Source organism: Prevotella sp. ICM33 (genome assembly GCF_000517825.1).
GTDB lineage: Bacteria > Bacteroidota > Bacteroidia > Bacteroidales > Bacteroidaceae > Prevotella > Prevotella melaninogenica.
Map to the genome: position 1 here is coordinate 1 of NZ_JACD01000009.1, position 17,467 is coordinate 17,467.

Annotated in this window: 14 protein-coding genes and 5 tRNA genes; all 19 read right to left on the bottom strand. The window is 42.8% G+C overall.

Annotated features, from left to right (window positions below):
- A partial coding sequence (tssD, locus tag HMPREF1505_RS02550) for a type VI secretion system tube protein TssD (RefSeq protein WP_036922097.1) occupies window positions 1-323 on the bottom strand: 323 nt, incomplete at its 3' end.
- Window positions 324-789: 466 nt separating this feature from the next.
- A complete protein-coding gene (gene rpoC, locus HMPREF1505_RS02555) occupies window positions 790-5,160 on the bottom strand; it encodes a DNA-directed RNA polymerase subunit beta' (RefSeq protein WP_013264976.1) in 4,371 nt (1,456 codons plus the stop codon).
- Window positions 5,161-5,188: 28 nt separating this feature from the next.
- Window positions 5,189-8,998 (bottom strand): DNA-directed RNA polymerase subunit beta, encoded by a 3,810-nt coding sequence (gene rpoB / locus HMPREF1505_RS02560; RefSeq protein WP_013264493.1) that lies wholly within the window; start codon window positions 8,996-8,998, stop codon window positions 5,189-5,191.
- A 149-nt stretch (window positions 8,999-9,147) separates the two neighbouring features.
- Entirely contained in the window at window positions 9,148-9,525 is a 378-nt protein-coding gene (gene rplL / locus HMPREF1505_RS02565) for a 50S ribosomal protein L7/L12 (RefSeq protein ID WP_004361437.1), read from the bottom strand.
- Window positions 9,526-9,589: 64 nt separating this feature from the next.
- Window positions 9,590-10,108, bottom strand: coding sequence for a 50S ribosomal protein L10 (gene rplJ, locus HMPREF1505_RS02570; RefSeq protein ID WP_013264185.1), 519 nt, complete (start codon window positions 10,106-10,108; stop codon window positions 9,590-9,592).
- An 18-nt stretch (window positions 10,109-10,126) separates the two neighbouring features.
- Window positions 10,127-10,819, bottom strand: a complete 693-nt coding sequence (gene rplA, locus HMPREF1505_RS02575; RefSeq protein ID WP_013264682.1) for a 50S ribosomal protein L1 — start codon at window positions 10,817-10,819, stop codon at window positions 10,127-10,129.
- Window positions 10,820-10,840: 21 nt separating this feature from the next.
- Window positions 10,841-11,281 carry a 50S ribosomal protein L11 gene (rplK, locus tag HMPREF1505_RS02580; RefSeq protein WP_013263907.1) on the bottom strand — a complete coding sequence of 147 codons (441 nt, stop codon included), beginning with the start codon at window positions 11,279-11,281 and terminating at the stop codon, window positions 10,841-10,843.
- Window positions 11,282-11,336: 55 nt separating this feature from the next.
- Window positions 11,337-11,885, bottom strand: a complete 549-nt coding sequence (gene nusG, locus HMPREF1505_RS02585; protein ID WP_036922101.1) for a transcription termination/antitermination protein NusG — start codon at window positions 11,883-11,885, stop codon at window positions 11,337-11,339.
- An 11-nt stretch (window positions 11,886-11,896) separates the two neighbouring features.
- Window positions 11,897-12,088 (bottom strand): preprotein translocase subunit SecE, encoded by a 192-nt coding sequence (gene secE, locus HMPREF1505_RS02590; RefSeq protein ID WP_004361442.1) that lies wholly within the window; start codon window positions 12,086-12,088, stop codon window positions 11,897-11,899.
- Between the two features lie 17 nt (window positions 12,089-12,105).
- Window positions 12,106-12,178: transfer RNA gene (locus HMPREF1505_RS02595), tRNA-Trp, on the bottom strand.
- 60 nt (window positions 12,179-12,238) lie between these two features.
- Window positions 12,239-13,435: an elongation factor Tu gene (gene tuf / locus HMPREF1505_RS02600; protein WP_013264904.1), complete on the bottom strand. Its 1,197-nt coding sequence runs from the start codon at window positions 13,433-13,435 to the stop codon at window positions 12,239-12,241.
- A gap of 73 nt (window positions 13,436-13,508) precedes the next feature.
- Window positions 13,509-13,580, bottom strand: a tRNA-Thr gene (locus HMPREF1505_RS02605).
- Window positions 13,581-13,590: 10 nt separating this feature from the next.
- A tRNA-Gly gene (locus HMPREF1505_RS02610) sits at window positions 13,591-13,663 on the bottom strand.
- Between the two features lie 18 nt (window positions 13,664-13,681).
- Window positions 13,682-13,763 (bottom strand) — tRNA-Tyr (locus tag HMPREF1505_RS02615).
- Window positions 13,764-13,793: 30 nt separating this feature from the next.
- Window positions 13,794-13,867, bottom strand: a tRNA-Thr gene (locus tag HMPREF1505_RS02620).
- Between the two features lie 88 nt (window positions 13,868-13,955).
- Entirely contained in the window at window positions 13,956-14,255 is a 300-nt protein-coding gene (gene hpf / locus HMPREF1505_RS02625; RefSeq protein WP_013264738.1) for a ribosome hibernation-promoting factor, HPF/YfiA family, read from the bottom strand.
- A 22-nt stretch (window positions 14,256-14,277) separates the two neighbouring features.
- Window positions 14,278-15,162 carry a tyrosine recombinase XerC gene (xerC, locus tag HMPREF1505_RS02630; RefSeq protein WP_081722914.1) on the bottom strand — a complete coding sequence of 295 codons (885 nt, stop codon included), beginning with the start codon at window positions 15,160-15,162 and terminating at the stop codon, window positions 14,278-14,280.
- 71 nt (window positions 15,163-15,233) lie between these two features.
- The gene (gene rpsU, locus HMPREF1505_RS02635) at window positions 15,234-15,425 is read right to left on the bottom strand and encodes a 30S ribosomal protein S21 (RefSeq protein WP_009012368.1); all 192 of its coding nucleotides are present in this window, start codon (window positions 15,423-15,425) and stop codon (window positions 15,234-15,236) included.
- 244 nt (window positions 15,426-15,669) lie between these two features.
- Window positions 15,670-17,457 (bottom strand): aminopeptidase P family protein, encoded by a 1,788-nt coding sequence (locus HMPREF1505_RS02640; RefSeq protein WP_036922108.1) that lies wholly within the window; start codon window positions 17,455-17,457, stop codon window positions 15,670-15,672.
- Between the last annotated feature and the right edge of the window lie 10 nt (window positions 17,458-17,467).

The following is a 17,467-nucleotide window of genomic DNA, read 5'->3' on the forward strand; positions in this document are numbered from 1 at the left end:
GTCATNGGNGCCTCGTTGTTAACGTCGAGTGTCTCCTTGTAATGAACGATGTAAGCATTCTTGAAAGAAATCTCCTTCATCTTAGCATCCTCNTCGCTCTTCTTNTAAACNATNTTACCCTCAACAGGNTTNAACTGGCTGTTAAGCATAGCCTCGATNGTAGAAGTGTCATCAGTAGACTCNATAGTTACACTGATACGACCGCCAGAGATGCTTGATGCAGGCTGACCCTTCTTGTCAGTTGTACGGCTGAACTCGTAGTTAGAGTAGAGTACGTCATACTCCTTACCACCTAATTCCAAAGTTGCTCTAAATGAACTCATAATTGANAANTTTTNANTTNTTNGAAAAAAAATGATAAACGAGGCACCCTTATCATCTCCTTNACCAGAAAACAAAAAAGAGAAAACCTCAACAACTTCTTGAAGTCCCCTCTGTACGGCTGTTAAACAGTCTTGCTCTTGGAAAGAAGAGGAAGATTCACAATCTGTTGTTTTACGATGCCAAAAGTAGAAAGATATTTTTATAAAAGCAAAAGAAAAACATAAAATAATGCTATTTTAACATTTGGTAAGCTAAATCAAAATACTATTATAATTTTTAAGAATAAGAGAGTTAACTATGTTAGAATCTTCATCATTTAGAGATTTGGGATTAATGAATAAATTTGACCTTTACACCATCACCTTTCGTTCTAATAATGAACTTAGACAGCTAAAGCAATATACAAAAAAGGGACTTGCAAAATTATTGCAAATCCCTTTTAATCTTATGTATGAGAGGTTAGGATTACTCCTGTGTAGCCTCTGCCTCTTGCTTAGCGAAGTCAAGAACATTCTTCTTGTTAGCCTCCATACGCTCGTGCTCTTCTTGCGAACCAACAACGAGTTTCTGCCACTGGCGAAGACCAGTACCGGCAGGAATAAGGTGACCACAGATAACATTCTCCTTCATACCCTCAAGGTTATCGCTCTTACCACGGAGAGCAGCCTCGTTGAGAACCTTAGTTGTCTCCTGGAAGGAAGCAGCACTCATGAAGCTCTTCGTACCGAGGGCAGCACGAGTGATACCCTGAAGAATCTGGGTAGCAGTTGCCTGAACGGCATCACGCACCTGAACAAGCTTGAGGTCACGACGCTTAAGGCTTGAGTTCTCATCACGTAACTTACGTACAGAGAGAATCTGACCCTTATAGCAGTTTTCTGAATCACCTGGATCGGTAACAACCTTCTTACCCCAGATACGATCATTCTCCTCAGCAAAGTCAAGTTTGTCAACAAGTTCTTGCTCGAGGAATGTAGTATCTCCTGGATCGTCGATACGTACCTTGCGCATCATCTGACGAACGATAATCTCAAAGTGCTTGTCATTAATCTTCACACCCTGCAAACGATATACGTCCTGAACCTCATTAACAATATACTCTTGAACAGCTGTTGGACCCATGATAGACAAGATATCAGCAGGTGTGATGATACCATCAGACAATGGAGTACCAGCACGAACAGCATCATGCTCTTGCACAAGAATCTGCTTAGACAGACTAACAAGATACTTACGCTGCTCACCAGTCTTAGAAGTCACGATAATCTCACGGTTACCACGCTTCACCTTACCCATAGTAATCTCACCATCAATTTCAGATACGACAGCAGGGTTAGATGGGTTACGAGCCTCAAAGAGCTCGGTAACACGTGGAAGACCACCAGTAATATCACCAGCACCACCGACAGAACGTGGAATCTTAACAAGTGTCATACCCGTCTTAATCTCAGCACCATCAAGAAGTACCTGCTCCAAGTGACCACCTACAGGGAGGTTATATGTACCAAGGATATCAGATGCAGCATAAAGACCATCAGCACCCTTCTTAGCACCAACCTTGACAATATCAACAGTAGGGAGTTTTGTCTTATCACGAGAATCGATAATGATACGCTCTGTAAGACCTGTAGCATCATCGGTTTCAGCCTTATAAGTAACACCCTCTATAACGTCATGTAGACGGAGAACACCTGCATATTCACTAACAATAACAGCATTGAATGGGTCCCACTTACAAATCATATCACCCTTCTTGACAGTATCCCCAGACTTAAAGTAAAGAGAACTACCATATGGAACATTATCTGTAAGGAGTACAATACCAGTGTTAGGATCTACAAAGCGAATTTCAGCCAAACGGCTAACAACCATCTCACACTCCTTGTCATTCTCATCAACGAATGGTACGGTACGAAGTTCCTCAAACTCAATCTTTGCATCACTCTTAGCTGTAATAGTTGCATTAGCCGCAGCATTACCAGCCACACCACCAGCATGGAACGTACGAAGAGTAAGCTGTGTACCAGGCTCACCAATAGCTTGTGCAGCAATGACACCAACAGCCTCACCCATCTGTACCATACGTGCAGAAGCAAGGTTACGTCCGTAACACTTCTTACATACACCCTTCTTGCTCTCACAAGTGAGTACAGAACGGATTTCTACCATCTCAATTGGTGAATCTTCAATAGCCTGTGCCTTTGCCTCTGTAATCTCCTCACCTGCAGCAACGATAATATCACCAGTTGTTGGATTGATAACATCATGAACTGACACACGACCCAAGATACGCTCATAGAGGCTTGCAATTGTCTCATCACCATTCTTCAAGGCACGACACTCAAGACCACGGAGTGAACCACAATCCTCCTCATTGATGATAACATCATGAGAAACGTCAACAAGACGACGTGTCAAGTATCCTGCATCGGCAGTCTTCATAGCCGTATCAGCAAGACCCTTACGAGCACCGTGAGAAGCAATAAAGTACTCCAACACAGACATACCCTCCTTAAAGTTAGAGATAATTGGGTTCTCAATAATCTGAGCACCTTCAGCACCTGCCTTCTGTGGCTTAGCCATAAGACCACGCATACCAGCAAGCTGAGCAATCTGGTCAGCAGAACCACGGGCACCAGAGTCAAGCATCATATATACAGCATTAAATCCCTGATCAGCCTCTGTCATGTGCTTCATAACAGCCTGCTTAAGGTTATTGTTTACGTGTGTCCACGCATCAATTACCTGATTGTAACGCTCCTTATCAGTGATGAAACCCATTTCATAGTTAGCCTTCACTTGGTCAACCTCACTCTGACCCTTACCAACGATATCAGTTTTCTCAACAGGAACGATGATATCGTCGAGGTTAAAGGAAAGACCTGCAACATATGCCATACGGTAACCAAGGTTCTTGATACCATCAAGGAACTCACAAGCACGAGCCATACCAACAGCCTTAATAACGTCAGCGATAAGACCACGAAGTGATTTCTTAGAGATAATACCGTTGAAGTATCCAATCTCAGTTGGGATAATCTGATTAACAATTACACGACCAACTGATGTCTCAACCATACGTTTCTGGAGTTTACCATCAACGAGGTCATCGACGATTACCTTTACCTGTGAGTGGAGGTCACACTTCTTCTCATTGTAAGCGATAATAGCTTCTTCTGAGCCGTAGAATGTAAGACCTTCGCCCTTAGCACCTGGACGAATCTTTGTAATATAGTAGAGACCAAGCACCATATCCTGTGAAGGAACGGTAATAGGCGCACCATTAGCTGGATTAAGGATGTTATGGCTCTGAAGCATCAACACCTGTGTCTCCAACACAGCCTCATTACTCAATGGGAGGTGAACAGCCATCTGGTCACCATCGAAGTCAGCGTTAAACGCTGTACATGCCAATGGATGCAACTGAATAGCTTTACCTTCAATAAGTTTAGGCTGGAACGCCTGAATACCAAGACGGTGAAGTGTCGGGGCACGGTTCAACATAACTGGGTGACCCTTCATTACATTCTCAAGGATATCCCAAATTACAGGCTCACGACGGTCTACAATCTTCTTAGCACTCTTTACAGTCTTCACAATACCGCGCTCAATGAGCTTACGAATAATGAATGGCTTGTAAAGTTCTGCTGCCATCAACTTAGGCAGACCGCACTCACCCATCTTCAACTCTGGACCAACGACAATTACTGAACGCGCAGAATAGTCAACACGCTTACCGAGGAGGTTCTGACGGAAACGTCCCTGCTTACCCTTCAGAGAGTCAGAGAGTGACTTCAATGGACGATTGCTCTCACTCTTTACAGCAGAAGACTTACGGCTGTTATCGAAAAGTGAGTCAACAGCTTCCTGAAGCATACGCTTCTCATTACGCAGAATAACCTCAGGAGCCTTAATCTCCATCAAACGCTTCAAACGATTGTTACGGATGATAACGCGACGATAGAGGTCATTAAGGTCGGATGTTGCGAAACGTCCTCCATCCAATGGAACCAATGGACGAAGCTCTGGTGGAGTAACAGGGATAATCTTCATAATCATCCATTCTGGATTATTCACACCGATTGACTGACGGAAGCCCTCTACAACCTGCAGACGCTTCAAAGCTTCTGTCTTACGCTGCTGACTTGAGTCAGTTGTTGCACGGTCACGCAATTCACCTGCCAAACGATCAAGATCAATGCCTGTGAGGAGGTCATAAATAGCCTCTGCACCCATCTTAGCAATGAACTTGCTTGGATCAGAATCATCCAAACGCTCATTACCCTCTGGGAGTTTATTATCAAGGATATCGAGATACTCATCCTCTGAAAGAAGGTCGAACTTATGAGAACCATTCAAATCCTCTTCAGTATCGGCATTCTTCATACCCTCTACGACACCCGGCTGGATGACAACATATTTCTCATAGTAAATAACAGCATCAAGCTTCTTTGTTGGCATACCAAGAAGGTAACCAATCTTGTTAGGAAGACTACGGAAATACCAGATATGAGCAACAGGGACAACCAATTCAATATGTCCAGCACGCTCACGACGTACCTTCTTCTCAGTTACCTCAACACCACAACGATCGCAGACAATACCCTTATAACGGATACGCTTGTACTTACCGCAGGCACACTCGTAATCCTTTGTTGGACCGAAGATACGCTCGCAGAACAAACCATCACGTTCTGGTTTATAGGTACGATAGTTGATAGTCTCTGGCTTGGTTACCTCACCAAAAGAGTTCTCAAGAATCTCTTCAGGTGAAGCCAGTCCGATAGTAATCTTGCTGAAATTACTCTTTACTTTATTATCTTTCTTAAAAGCCATGTTTTACTTCTATTATGGGGTGTACGTATTAATCAAGTTTGACACTGAGACCGAGACCACGAAGCTCGTGTAACAACACGTTCAGTGACTCTGGAATACCTGGAGTTGGCATTGGTTCACCCTTAACGATAGCCTCGTAAGCCTTTGAACGACCAACTACATCATCAGACTTGATTGTCAAGATTTCCTGGAGAACATGAGATGCACCGAAGGCCTCAATAGCCCAGACCTCCATCTCTCCGAAACGCTGACCACCAAACTGTGCCTTACCACCAAGTGGCTGCTGTGTAATCAATGAGTATGGACCGATACTACGAGCGTGCATCTTATCCTCAACCATGTGGCCCAACTTCAAGAAGTAAGTAATACCCACTGTAGCTGGCTGGTCGAACTTCTCACCGGTTTCACCATCATAGATATAGGTTGAACAGAGATTTGGCAGACCTGCCTTATCTGTCCACTCCTTCAAATCAGAGAGCTTAGCACCATCGAAGATAGGAGTAGCAAACTTAACACCCAACTTACGACCTGCAGCACCAAGGATAGCCTCGAAAATCTGACCAAGGTTCATACGTGAAGGCACACCCATTGGGTTCAATACCAAGTCTACAGGACTACCATCCTCGAGGAATGGCATATCTTCTGTACGTACGACCTTTGATACGATACCCTTGTTACCGTGACGACCTGCAAGCTTATCACCCACCTGAATCTTACGCTTCTTAGCAATGTAAACCTTAGCCATCTGCAATACACCTGATGGAAGTTCATCACCAATAGTGATAGCAAACTTCTTACGCTTCATCTCAGCATCCATCTGCTTGTACTTGCGGATGAAGTTCATAATCAACTTCTGAATCAGGAGGTTGGTATGCTCATCATCAGTCCAGCCATTTGATTGGATTCCCTCATAATCGAGGTTCTTCAATGCAGCAACTGTAAACTTGCTTCCCTTAGTGATAATCTCAGCATCAGAGTAGTCCTTAACACCCTCTGAAACCTTATCCTCAGTCAGTTCGAGCAACTTATCAACCAAGAGGTCCTTCAAGTCATTAATCTTTGCCTCCTGCTCCTCATCAATCTTAGCAAGAATATTCTTATCTTGACGCTTGCTCTCACGTGTCTTAATAGCACGGCTAAAGAGTTTCTTATCAATAACAACACCGCTCAATGATGGATTAGCCTTCAAAGAAGAATCCTTAACATCACCAGCCTTGTCACCGAAGATAGCACGGAGAAGTTTCTCTTCTGGAGAAGGATCGCTTTCACCCTTAGGAGAAATCTTACCAATCATGATATCACCTGGCTCAACACGAGCACCAATACGGATAATACCATTATCGTCAAGATCCTTAGTAGCTTCCTCACTTACGTTAGGAATATCAGCAGTAAACTCCTCAACACCACGCTTAGTTTCGCGAACTTCGAGAGAATACTCATCAACATGAACAGAAGTCAATACATCCTCACGAACCATGCGCTCAGAAATAACGATAGCATCCTCATAGTTGTAACCCTTCCAAGGCATGTAAGCCACAACAAGGTTACGACCCAATGCTAACTCACCATTCTCTGTTGCATAACCCTCTGTAAGGATATCACCCTTCTTCACGCGCTGACCCTTATCACAAATTGGTCGAAGGTCTACAACCATGTTCTGGTTAGTACGACGGAACTTAGGAATGCGATACTCTTTAAGAGCAGGCTCGAAACTTACAAACTCCTCATCATCTGTACGATCATAGAGAATACGGATTGTTGTAGCATCAACATACTCGATAACACCATCACCCTCTGCAGTAACCATAGTACGTGAGTCCTCACATACCTGCTTCTCAAGACCTGTACCAACAATAGGTGCATCATTGTGAAGCAAAGGAACAGCCTGGCGCATCATGTTACATCCCATCAATGCACGGTGACCGTCGTCATGCTCCAAGAATGGAATCAAACCTGCTGACACAGATGCAATCTGTTGTGGAGATACGTCGATAAGAGCAACGGAGTCTGGAGTAACTACTGGATAATCAGCATCCTGACGACACTTAACAACATCACGGATAAATGTACCATCTGCATTCAATGGTGCATTACCCTGTCCGATAATCTGCTCTTCTTCCTCCTCTGCTGTCAAGAAGACTACATCCTTATTATCCATGTCCACCTTAGCATCCTTCACACGACGATATGGTGTAACGATAAAGCCAAGATCATTAATCTTAGCATACATACAGAGTGATGAAATCAATCCGATGTTAGGACCTTCAGGAGACTCAATAGGACAAAGACGACCATAATGGGTATAGTGAACGTCACGTACCTCGAAACCTGCACGCTCACGAGACAGACCACCAGGACCAAGAGCAGAAAGACGACGCTTATGAGTTACCTCTGCCAATGGGTTGGTTTGGTCCATAAACTGGCTCAATGGGTTAGTTCCAAAGAATGAGTTAATGACGCTTGATATAGTCTTTGCATTAATCAAATCCGTTGGCTGGAACACTTCACTATCACGAACGTTCATACGCTCACGGATAGTACGATTCATACGTGCAAGGCCGACAGAGAACTGGTTAGCTAACTGCTCTCCAACAGTACGAACACGACGATTTGACAAGTGGTCAATATCATCAACCGTAGCATTTGAATTGATAAGGCTGATAAGATACTTAATAATCTCAATGATATCGTCCTTTGTCAGTACACGTACATCCATATCCGTTTCCAAATTCAACTTTTTATTGATTCGGTAACGACCAACCTCACCCAAGTCATAACGCTTGTCTGAGAAGAAAAGGTTTTGGAATACCTCACGTGCACTTGCATCATCAGCAGCATCTGCATTACGCAGCTGACGATAAATATAATTTACTGCCTCAATCTCCGAGTGGCTTGGGTCTTTGGCAAGTGTGTTGAAGATGATAGAATACTTACTTGCAGCATCCTCATCCTTATGTAGCAAGATTGAAGAAACTGAGCTATCAAGAATCTGATCAACATTGTCTTCTGTGATGATAGTCTCACGCTCTACAACAACCTCATTACGTTCTATAGATACAACCTCGCCTGTATCCTCATCAACAAAGTCTTCAGTCCAAGACTTCATGACATTACCAGCAATCTTGCGACCGATAGCTGCCTTCATATTCTTCTTATTCACCTTTACCTCTTCGCAAAGATCAAAAATCTGAAGAATATCACGGTCAGACTCATAACCAATAGCACGAAGCATCGTGGTTACAGGCAACTTTTTCTTACGGTCAATATAAGCATACATGACATTGTTTATGTCAGTAGCAAACTCTATCCATGAGCCCTTAAATGGAATGATACGTGCACTATAAAGAACAGTACCATTAGCATGGACACCCTGACCAAAGAATACACCCGGAGAACGATGTAACTGAGAAACAACAACACGCTCAGCACCATTGATAACAAAAGTACCATTGCTGGTCATGTATGGAATTGTTCCCAAAAATACATCTTGAATAAATGTACCGAAATCCTCATGATCTGGGTCAGTACAATACAGCTTCATCTTAGCCTTCAAAGGTACACTGTATGTCAAGCCACGCTCCAAACATTCATCAATAGAATATCTTGGTGGGTCAACATAATAATCCAGGAACTCAAGGACAAAATTATTACGCGTATCGGTGATAGGGAAGTTCTCTGCGAACACCTTATACAAACCGTCATTCTTGCGTTCCTCAGGCGGAGTATCCAGCTGTAAGAAGTCACGGAAAGACTTCAACTGCACATCGAGGAAATCCGGATATGGATACGGATTCTTAACGCTGGCGAAATTTACTCTGGGTTTATTTTCTAATGCCATAACTGAAATTAAATATTCAAATGTTTAAAGTCCAGTGGCGGACTAAAAAGGGGAAATCCCTATATATGTCAAAAGACACAAAAAGGTTAGGACTCACCTACTTGGTAAATCCTAACCGTATTTTTTATTAATGTAAGGAAAAAGTAGAATTACTTCAACTCAACCTTAGCACCCTCAGCCTCAATAGCAGCCTTCAGGTTCTCAGCCTCAGCCTTAGCCATACCCTCCTTCAAAGTAGAAGGTGCACCATCTACGAGGTCCTTAGCTTCCTTCAAACCGAGACCACAAGCCTCCTTAACAGCCTTAACAACCTTGAGCTTGTTAGCACCAGCGTCAACAAGAACTACGTCAAAATCTGACTTCTCCTCAGCTGCGCCACCTGCAGCAGCTGCAGCAGGACCAGCTACAGCAACAGCTGCAGCTGCAGGCTCAATACCATACTCGTCCTTGAGGACAGTTGCCAACTCATTTACTTCCTTAACAGTAAGATTTACTAACTCTTCTGCAATAGCTTTTACGTCTGCCATTTTATTCTAAATTTTTAATTTTTTGTTCTAAAAATAATATACCTTATTGACTTTATTAGATTTTTTACTCAGGACGCTCGCCTAAAGTCTTAAGCACACCATGGATGGTGCCAGCACCTGACTGGAGAGCAGAAACAACGTTCTTTGCTGGAGACTGTAGCAATGCCACAACGTCTGCAATAAGTTCGTTCTTGCTCTTGAGAGCTGCAAGTTCTTCGAGTTTATCAGCACCAATAAACAGAGATTCCTCTGCGTAAGCTGCCTTAAGAGCAGGAATACCTTCCTTCTTATACTCCTTCAACAACTTTGCTGGCACATTAGCAGTCTGAGAAAACAAAACTGCTGTATTACCCTTCAAAGAACCATACAGTGGTTCAAAATCTACATCTGAAGCTTCAAAAGCTTTGTGAAGAAGGTTATTCTTCACAACAACCATATTGATTTCGCTCTTGAAACACTTACGGCGAAGAGAACTTGTAGCCTCAGCATTCAATCCAGTTACATCAACCAAATAGAAATGAGGATAGTTCTTTAACTTCTCACCGAGTTCAGCGATAATTGTATCTTTTACTTCTTTCTTCATTGTACAAAACTTTTAGAGTTATTCAGCTGATTTAGGATCAATCTTGACACCCTTACTCATTGTGCTAGAAATAAAGATACTCTTGATATATGTACCTTTAGCAGCAGCAGGCTTCAGCTTGATAACAGTAGAGATAAACTCCTTCGCGTTACCATAAATCTGCTCAGGAGACATACTAACCTTACCGATTGAAGTATGGATAATACCAGCCTTATCAACCTTAAAGTCAATCTTACCCTGCTTAACGTCCTTTACTGCCTTAGCAACATCCATAGTCACAGTACCGCTCTTTGGGTTTGGCATCAAGCCACGAGGACCGAGTACACGACCCAAAGGACCTAACTTACCCATGCATGATGGCATAGTGATAATAACATCAATATCAGTCCATCCGCCCTTGATCTTTTCAACGTATTCGTCAAGACCAACATAATCAGCACCAGCTTCCTTAGCGGCAGCCTCCTGATCAGGTGTACAGAGACAAAGCACACGTGTAACCTTACCAGTACCATGTGGGAGTGACACAACGCCACGAACCATCTGGTTAGCTTTACGTGGGTCAACACCGAGACGTACATCAACATCTACAGAAGCATCAAACTTAGTAGTGGTAATTTCTTTTACCAACTGTGCTGCTTCTGCCAATGAATATGCCTTCCCTGCTTCAACCTTCTCAGCTACTGATTTCTGATTTTTTGTCAGTTTACTCATTTTTACTTTTGAAGTTTAAAATTATTTACCAGGGAAGTCCCCTTTTACAGTGATACCCATACTACGAGCAGTACCAGCAATAAGCTTCATTGCACTCTCTACTGTAAAACAGTTGAGATCTGGCATTTTGTCTTCTGCGATAGCTTTTACCTGCTCCCAAGTTACGGATCCAACCTTTCTACGGTTTGGCTCTCCAGATCCACCTTTCACCTTAGCAGCTTCCATGAGCTGTACAGCTGCAGGAGGAGTCTTGATGATAAAGCTGAAAGACTTATCGTTGTAGTAGGTAATAACGACTGGAAGAACTTTACCAGCCTTGTCCTGGGTACGGGCGTTGAATTCCTTACAAAATCCCATGATATTAATACCCTTAGAACCCAATGCAGGGCCTACTGGAGGGGAAGGATTTGCAGCGCCACCTTTAATCTGTAATTTGATTAATCCAGCTACTTCTTTAGCCATTTCTTTTGTTAATATTAAAAAATTAAACTATAGTAGAATAGTATCCGTAACAACACTATTCTTCTTTTGCGACTTGCATAAAACTTAGCTCCAATGGATTCTGACGACCAAAAATCATCACCATCACTTTCAGCTTATGCTTCTCGGCATTCACCTCTTCGATGATACCATGGAAACCACTAAAAGGACCATCAGTAACCTGAACACTTTCACCAACCATATATGGTACATTCTGAACCTCTTCAAGTTCAGTATCTTCCACATTACCCAACAGACGATTAATATCTGCTTGGCGTACTGGTGATGGTTCAGACATACCTCCGAGGAATCCTAAAACATTAGGCATGAAACGCAACGTAGAAGCTACGTCAGGTGTCATATTGGCCTGAACAAGCACATAACCAGGGAGACTTAATTTCTCCTTGACAACACGCTTCCCATCTTTACGCACAGTTGCGTGTTTTTCCATAGGTAATAAAACCTCAAAAACACGCTCAGCAAGTTTTTCGTTCAGACGTAATTGAGCATCGATATATTCTTTTACCTTTGCCTCTTTTCCGCTGACAGCACGAAGAACATACCATTTCTTTTCTGTATCTGCCATTTCCTAATGAATTATCTTGGATATACAAATTCCATTACGCGTTGGAACACAGAGTCCATTGCAAACACAACCAATGCAATGATAACGGAAGCAGAAATAACTACCATTGCACTATGTGTAAGTTGAGCGCGTGATGGCCATGTAGTTTTATGCGCAAGTTCGTCGTAGCAAGCCTTGCAATAATTAACTATCTTATTAAACATAAAATATTTTCTTTTTGCACGGGTTGAAGGGCTCGAACCCTCGACACCTGGTTTTGGAGACCAGTGCTCTACCAACTGAGCTAAACCCGTAAGTTAGTTCCCGATTCCCAAGAAAATCGGGAACTATATCTTGTAATATAAGATTACTGATTAGTTTACGTCTGGAAGGATCTCTGTGATCTGACCAGAACCTACTGTACGACCACCCTCACGGATAGCGAAACGAAGACCCTCGTTCAAAGCAACCTTATAGATCAATACAACTTCAATCTCTACGTTGTCACCTGGCATAACCATCTCAACGCCCTCTGGGAGGTGGATTTCACCTGTACAGTCCATTGTACGGAGGTAGAACTGTGGACGATACTTGTTACCGAATGGAGTATGACGACCACCCTCTTCCTTCTTCAATACATAGATAGATGCCTTGAAGTGATCGTGAGGAGTAATAGCACCTGGGTGCACAACAACCATACCACGCTTAACCTCAGCCTTATCGATACCACGGAGGAGGAGACCTACGTTGTCACCAGCCTGACCTGTTGGAAGGTTCTTACGGAACATCTCAACACCAGTGATAACAGACTTCTTATCCTCACCGAGACCGAGCAACTGAACCTCATCACCTACCTTACAGATACCAGTCTCGATACGACCAGTAGCTACAGTACCACGACCTGTGATAGAGAATACGTCCTCAACAGGCATCAAGAATGGCTTGTCAATCTCACGCTCTGGCTCTTCAATCCAAGTATCAACAGTATCCATGAGCTCCATTACAGAGTCTACCCACTTCTCAACACCGTTCAAAGCACCGAGTGCAGAACCACGAATAATAGGAGTATCCTCCTCATAACCGTACTGCTCGAGGATCTCACGAACCTCCATCTCAACGAGGTCAAGCATCTCAGCATCGTCAACCATATCACACTTGTTCAAGAATACAACCAAGCGTGGTACGTTTACCTGACGAGCGAGCAATACGTGCTCACGAGTCTGAGGCATAGGACCATCAGTAGCAGCTACAACCAAGATAGCACCATCCATCTGAGCAGCACCAGTTACCATGTTCTTTACATAGTCGGCGTGACCTGGACAGTCTACGTGTGCGTAGTGACGGTTAGCTGTTTCGTACTCAATATGTGCAGAGTTAATGGTAATACCACGCTCTTTCTCCTCAGGAGCATTATCAATCTGATCGAAAGACTTAACATCTTCTGTACCGAAGCCCTTCTCGTGAAGAACCTTTGAGATTGCTGCAGTAAGAGTGGTCTTACCGTGGTCAACGTGACCGATAGTACCAATGTTTACATGCGGTTTGGTGCGCACGAATTCTTCTTTAGCCATAGCTTTTTCTTATTTAATATTAAATGAATAATCTGTGCTTTTAGTTACACTAAATTAACAACAATAATAGCAGAGCTGTAACTGAGAGTTGAACTCAGGACCTCTTCCTTACCAAGGAAGTGCTCTACCACTGAGCTATTACAGCAAAACCATAGAGCGGAAAACGGGGCTCAAACCCGCGACCCCCAGCTTGGAAGGCTAGTGCTCTATCAACTGAGCTATTTCCGCAAATTACATTTTCTGAAGTGGGTAGTGATGGATTCGAACCACCGAAGCTAGAAGCAGCAGATTTACAGTCTGCCCCATTTGGCCACTCTGGAAACTACCCGTCAGCAAATGCATTCCCCCTTTCAAAGAGAGCCTCTTGTCGGATTCGAACCAACGACCCCGAGATTACAAATCACGTGCTCTGGCCAACTGAGCTAAAGAGGCATTACTTTGCAGCCGAAGGCTACTTGTCGTAAAACGGCTGCAAAGGTAAGACTTTTTATTTTAATCTCCAAAATATTTCGGAGATTTTTTAATGCTTTCTTTGTTTTTCCTTAAACTTGGTGAGCTGAACCTTCATCGCATCTAAACACTGATCAATCCCTTCTTCAAAGGTATCACATGTCTTCTCCACAAACAAGGTATTACCAGGAACTACTACTGATAAACTTGTGGTTTTATTTAATGCTGTAGCAGGTTTCTCTACCTTCAATTGCACCTCTACTTTCTGAATGTCTTCGTAAGACTTTTCTAATTTTTCAGCCTTCTTGGTAATAAAGGCCTGTAACTTCTCGGTTGTGTCGAAATGAATCGACTGAATCTTAATTTCCATAGGTACCTCCGTTTTTAAAAGGTTAAGCCCTTGGATGGGCATTTTTATAGACTTTCTTCAACTGCTCGAAAGTTGTATGAGTATAAATCTCTGTCGTTGACAGACTCTCATGGCCAAGCAGCTTCTTTACACTTTCCAGTCCTGCTTCATGATTGAGCATTGCCGTGGCAAACGTATGGCGAAGAACGTGTGGTGAACGTTTTTTCAACGTTGACACCTTTGAAAGATTCTTCTTAACCAAAGTTCTTACCTGTGCAGTCGTCATCCTTTTGCCCTTCTCTGTTTGAAAGAAGGCTATGGAATCACCTTTTACTGTCGTGTTGCGTACTTCTTGGTACTGAGCGAACACATCAGCAAGTTCCTTACCAAAGGGAACAATTCGTTGCTTATTTCTCTTACCTGTTACTTTAATTTCACAAGTGACATTGTCAATATCTTTATCATCAAGACCAATCAATTCTGACAAACGAATACCCGTTACATAGAATGTTATAATTATAGTACGTTCGAGTACGTCCTTATAACTATCTGTCCACATCTTAGAATCCAGCAACCTTTCCATTTCCGACTCCTTTAAGAATTGAGGAAGAGGCTTTTGTTTTTTAGGACCTTGAAGACCATGAACAGGGTCTTTTTCAATAAGTTTACGACGAAGTGCAAATCTATAGAAAGACCTCAGCGCACTGAGTCTTCTATTGACAGACGAAGCAGAATTACCTCTATCCATCATGTACTCCATCCAATTTCTGACAATATCAGAGTCTATAGACTCCCAAGAGAGCTGAGGTTCAAGTTCCTTGTAGAATCGTTCGAACTCCGTTAAGTCCTTACGATAGTTGATTACTGTCATCGGGGAATAATTCCTTTCAAACTTAATGTAATCTAAGAACTTTTCTACCATCGGCACATTGTCAAATCATTTATATGGCAACGAATTTACGGAAATTAATCCAAACCGCCAAATTTTTAAAGAAGATTTTACTCTTCTGCGTCGCGAAGATGCTGTACGTAAACGGCACGTTCCATCTTCAAGCGCTTCTTAACAGATGGTTTGTCAAACTGCTGACGAGCACGAAGCTCCTTAACAACACCTGTCTTCTCAAACTTTCTCTTGAACTTCTTGAGCGCGCGCTCGATGTTCTCACCGTCCTTTACTGGTACAATAATCATGCTTTTTGTTTTAAATTATTTATTAATTAAACATAGTACAAAAGGGCATGATACCACTTTTGCGCCTGCAAAGTTACACTTTATTCTCCTAACTTCCAAACATTTGTGGTTTTTTCCTACTTTCTTATCGATTAAAAAGGCTTTAGAAAAGACATTATTACAGCTCAGAACATACTGTTTAGAGCCTTCACGCTTCTTTTCAAAGGTTGCTTAACATCATGTTCTAAGCGGTATTACACAAGCGTTAAATTGGTAATGTTGCCACTCTTAGCCACTCTTTTTCACCCTCTGTCAAATGAGGCGATAGGCTTTCATAAACACGACGATGATAGGTATTAAGCCACTCACGTTCCTCAGTACTCAACATCTCAAGCACAATTGGAGCCATATCAATCGGTGCGAGCGTAAGTGTTTCAAACTTAAGAAAATCACCAAAGGCTGTAGATTCAGCAGGAACAATCAACAATGTGTTTTCTATACGCACACCAAATTTTCCTTCCAGATAAATACCAGGCTCATTAGTAACTGTCATTCCTGCTTGAAGGGGGGCAGGACGCCATTCCATGCGTATTTGGTGAGGACCTTCATGCACATTCAGATAACTCCCTACTCCATGCCCTGTTCCATGCATGTAGTTATACCCTTCACGCCACATCGGTGCACGTGCAAGCGCATCAATCTGTGATCCACACGCACCTGCAGGAAAACGACACCTATCAAGTTGAATATGTCCCTTCAACACCAAAGTATAAACTCGACGCTGTTCTTCTGACAATTCACCCAAAGCAATAGTTCTTGTAATATCTGTCGTACCGTCTAAATATTGCGCTCCACTATCAATGAGCACCAAACCATGTGGTTGAATAGGAATATCCGTCTCTGGCGTTGCTTCATAATGTACAATAGCTCCATGCGCCTCATATCCTACTATCGTATCAAAAGAGATACCCTTAAACTTTGGCTGTTCAGCACGTAAAGCCGTTAAACGATTATCAAGTGAGATTTCCGTCTGTCCACCAGCCTCAACAGCAGACTTTAGCCACGCAAGGAATTTTACCACAGCCACACCATCCCGCAACATCGCAGCACGGAAGCCATCCTGCTCCACTTTGTTTTTTACAGCCTTCATACTGGCAATTGGAGAAACACCCGAACGCACCTTCTCAAAAGGCACTGCCGTTGCCAACGAATAGTTTGTAGAGGACATATCTACTAACAGCGATTTACCCGCATATAAACGAAGTCCCTCTACAACCGATTCATAAGCCTGTACATCTATATGTTCTGACATCAAATAGGCTTTAACATCATCGGGAAGTTTTACATTATTTATATATAAAGTAATATTCTCGGGGGAAATCAATAGATAAGATACAAAAACAGGATTACAGTGCACATCACTCCCTCGCAAGTTCAACACCCATGCAATCTCATCGAGAGCTGTTACTAATAATCCATCAGCACCACAATCTAAAAGATGCTTACGAACCCTACTTACCTTACTCGATGTTGATTCTCCAGAATATTCCAACGGATGAAGACTTACCATATTATCAGGAATTACAGGTCTGTCCGTCCAAAGTTCAGCCATAGGGTCGGCATCTGTTCGCACTGTAATGTTCCCTTTTGTCGCCAACTCTTGTTCCATCGCAGCAACCTCTGCAAAAGAGTTTACATTCCCATCCAGTCCAACCACAGCCCTTTCATAAGTAGACAGTTCACTTGCAAGCCATTCTGACACAGACGGAGTTCCCTCCACACGAAGCTTCATTAGCTGAAAGCCAGTACCGTTCAACTCCTTCTCAGCTGCAATAAAATAACGTGAATCCGTCCATAGCGCAGCATGTTCTAAAGTGACAACTGCCGTTCCTGCCGACCCACTAAAGCCTGATATCCACTCACGGCTCTTCCAATGGTCAGCTACATATTCACTATTATGGGGATCACTACTTGGGAAAACAAAAGCAGTAAACCCATTCTCTTTCATCCAGAAGCGTAATCTGCCAACACGCTCATTAATTGTATGTGTCATATCGTTGTTT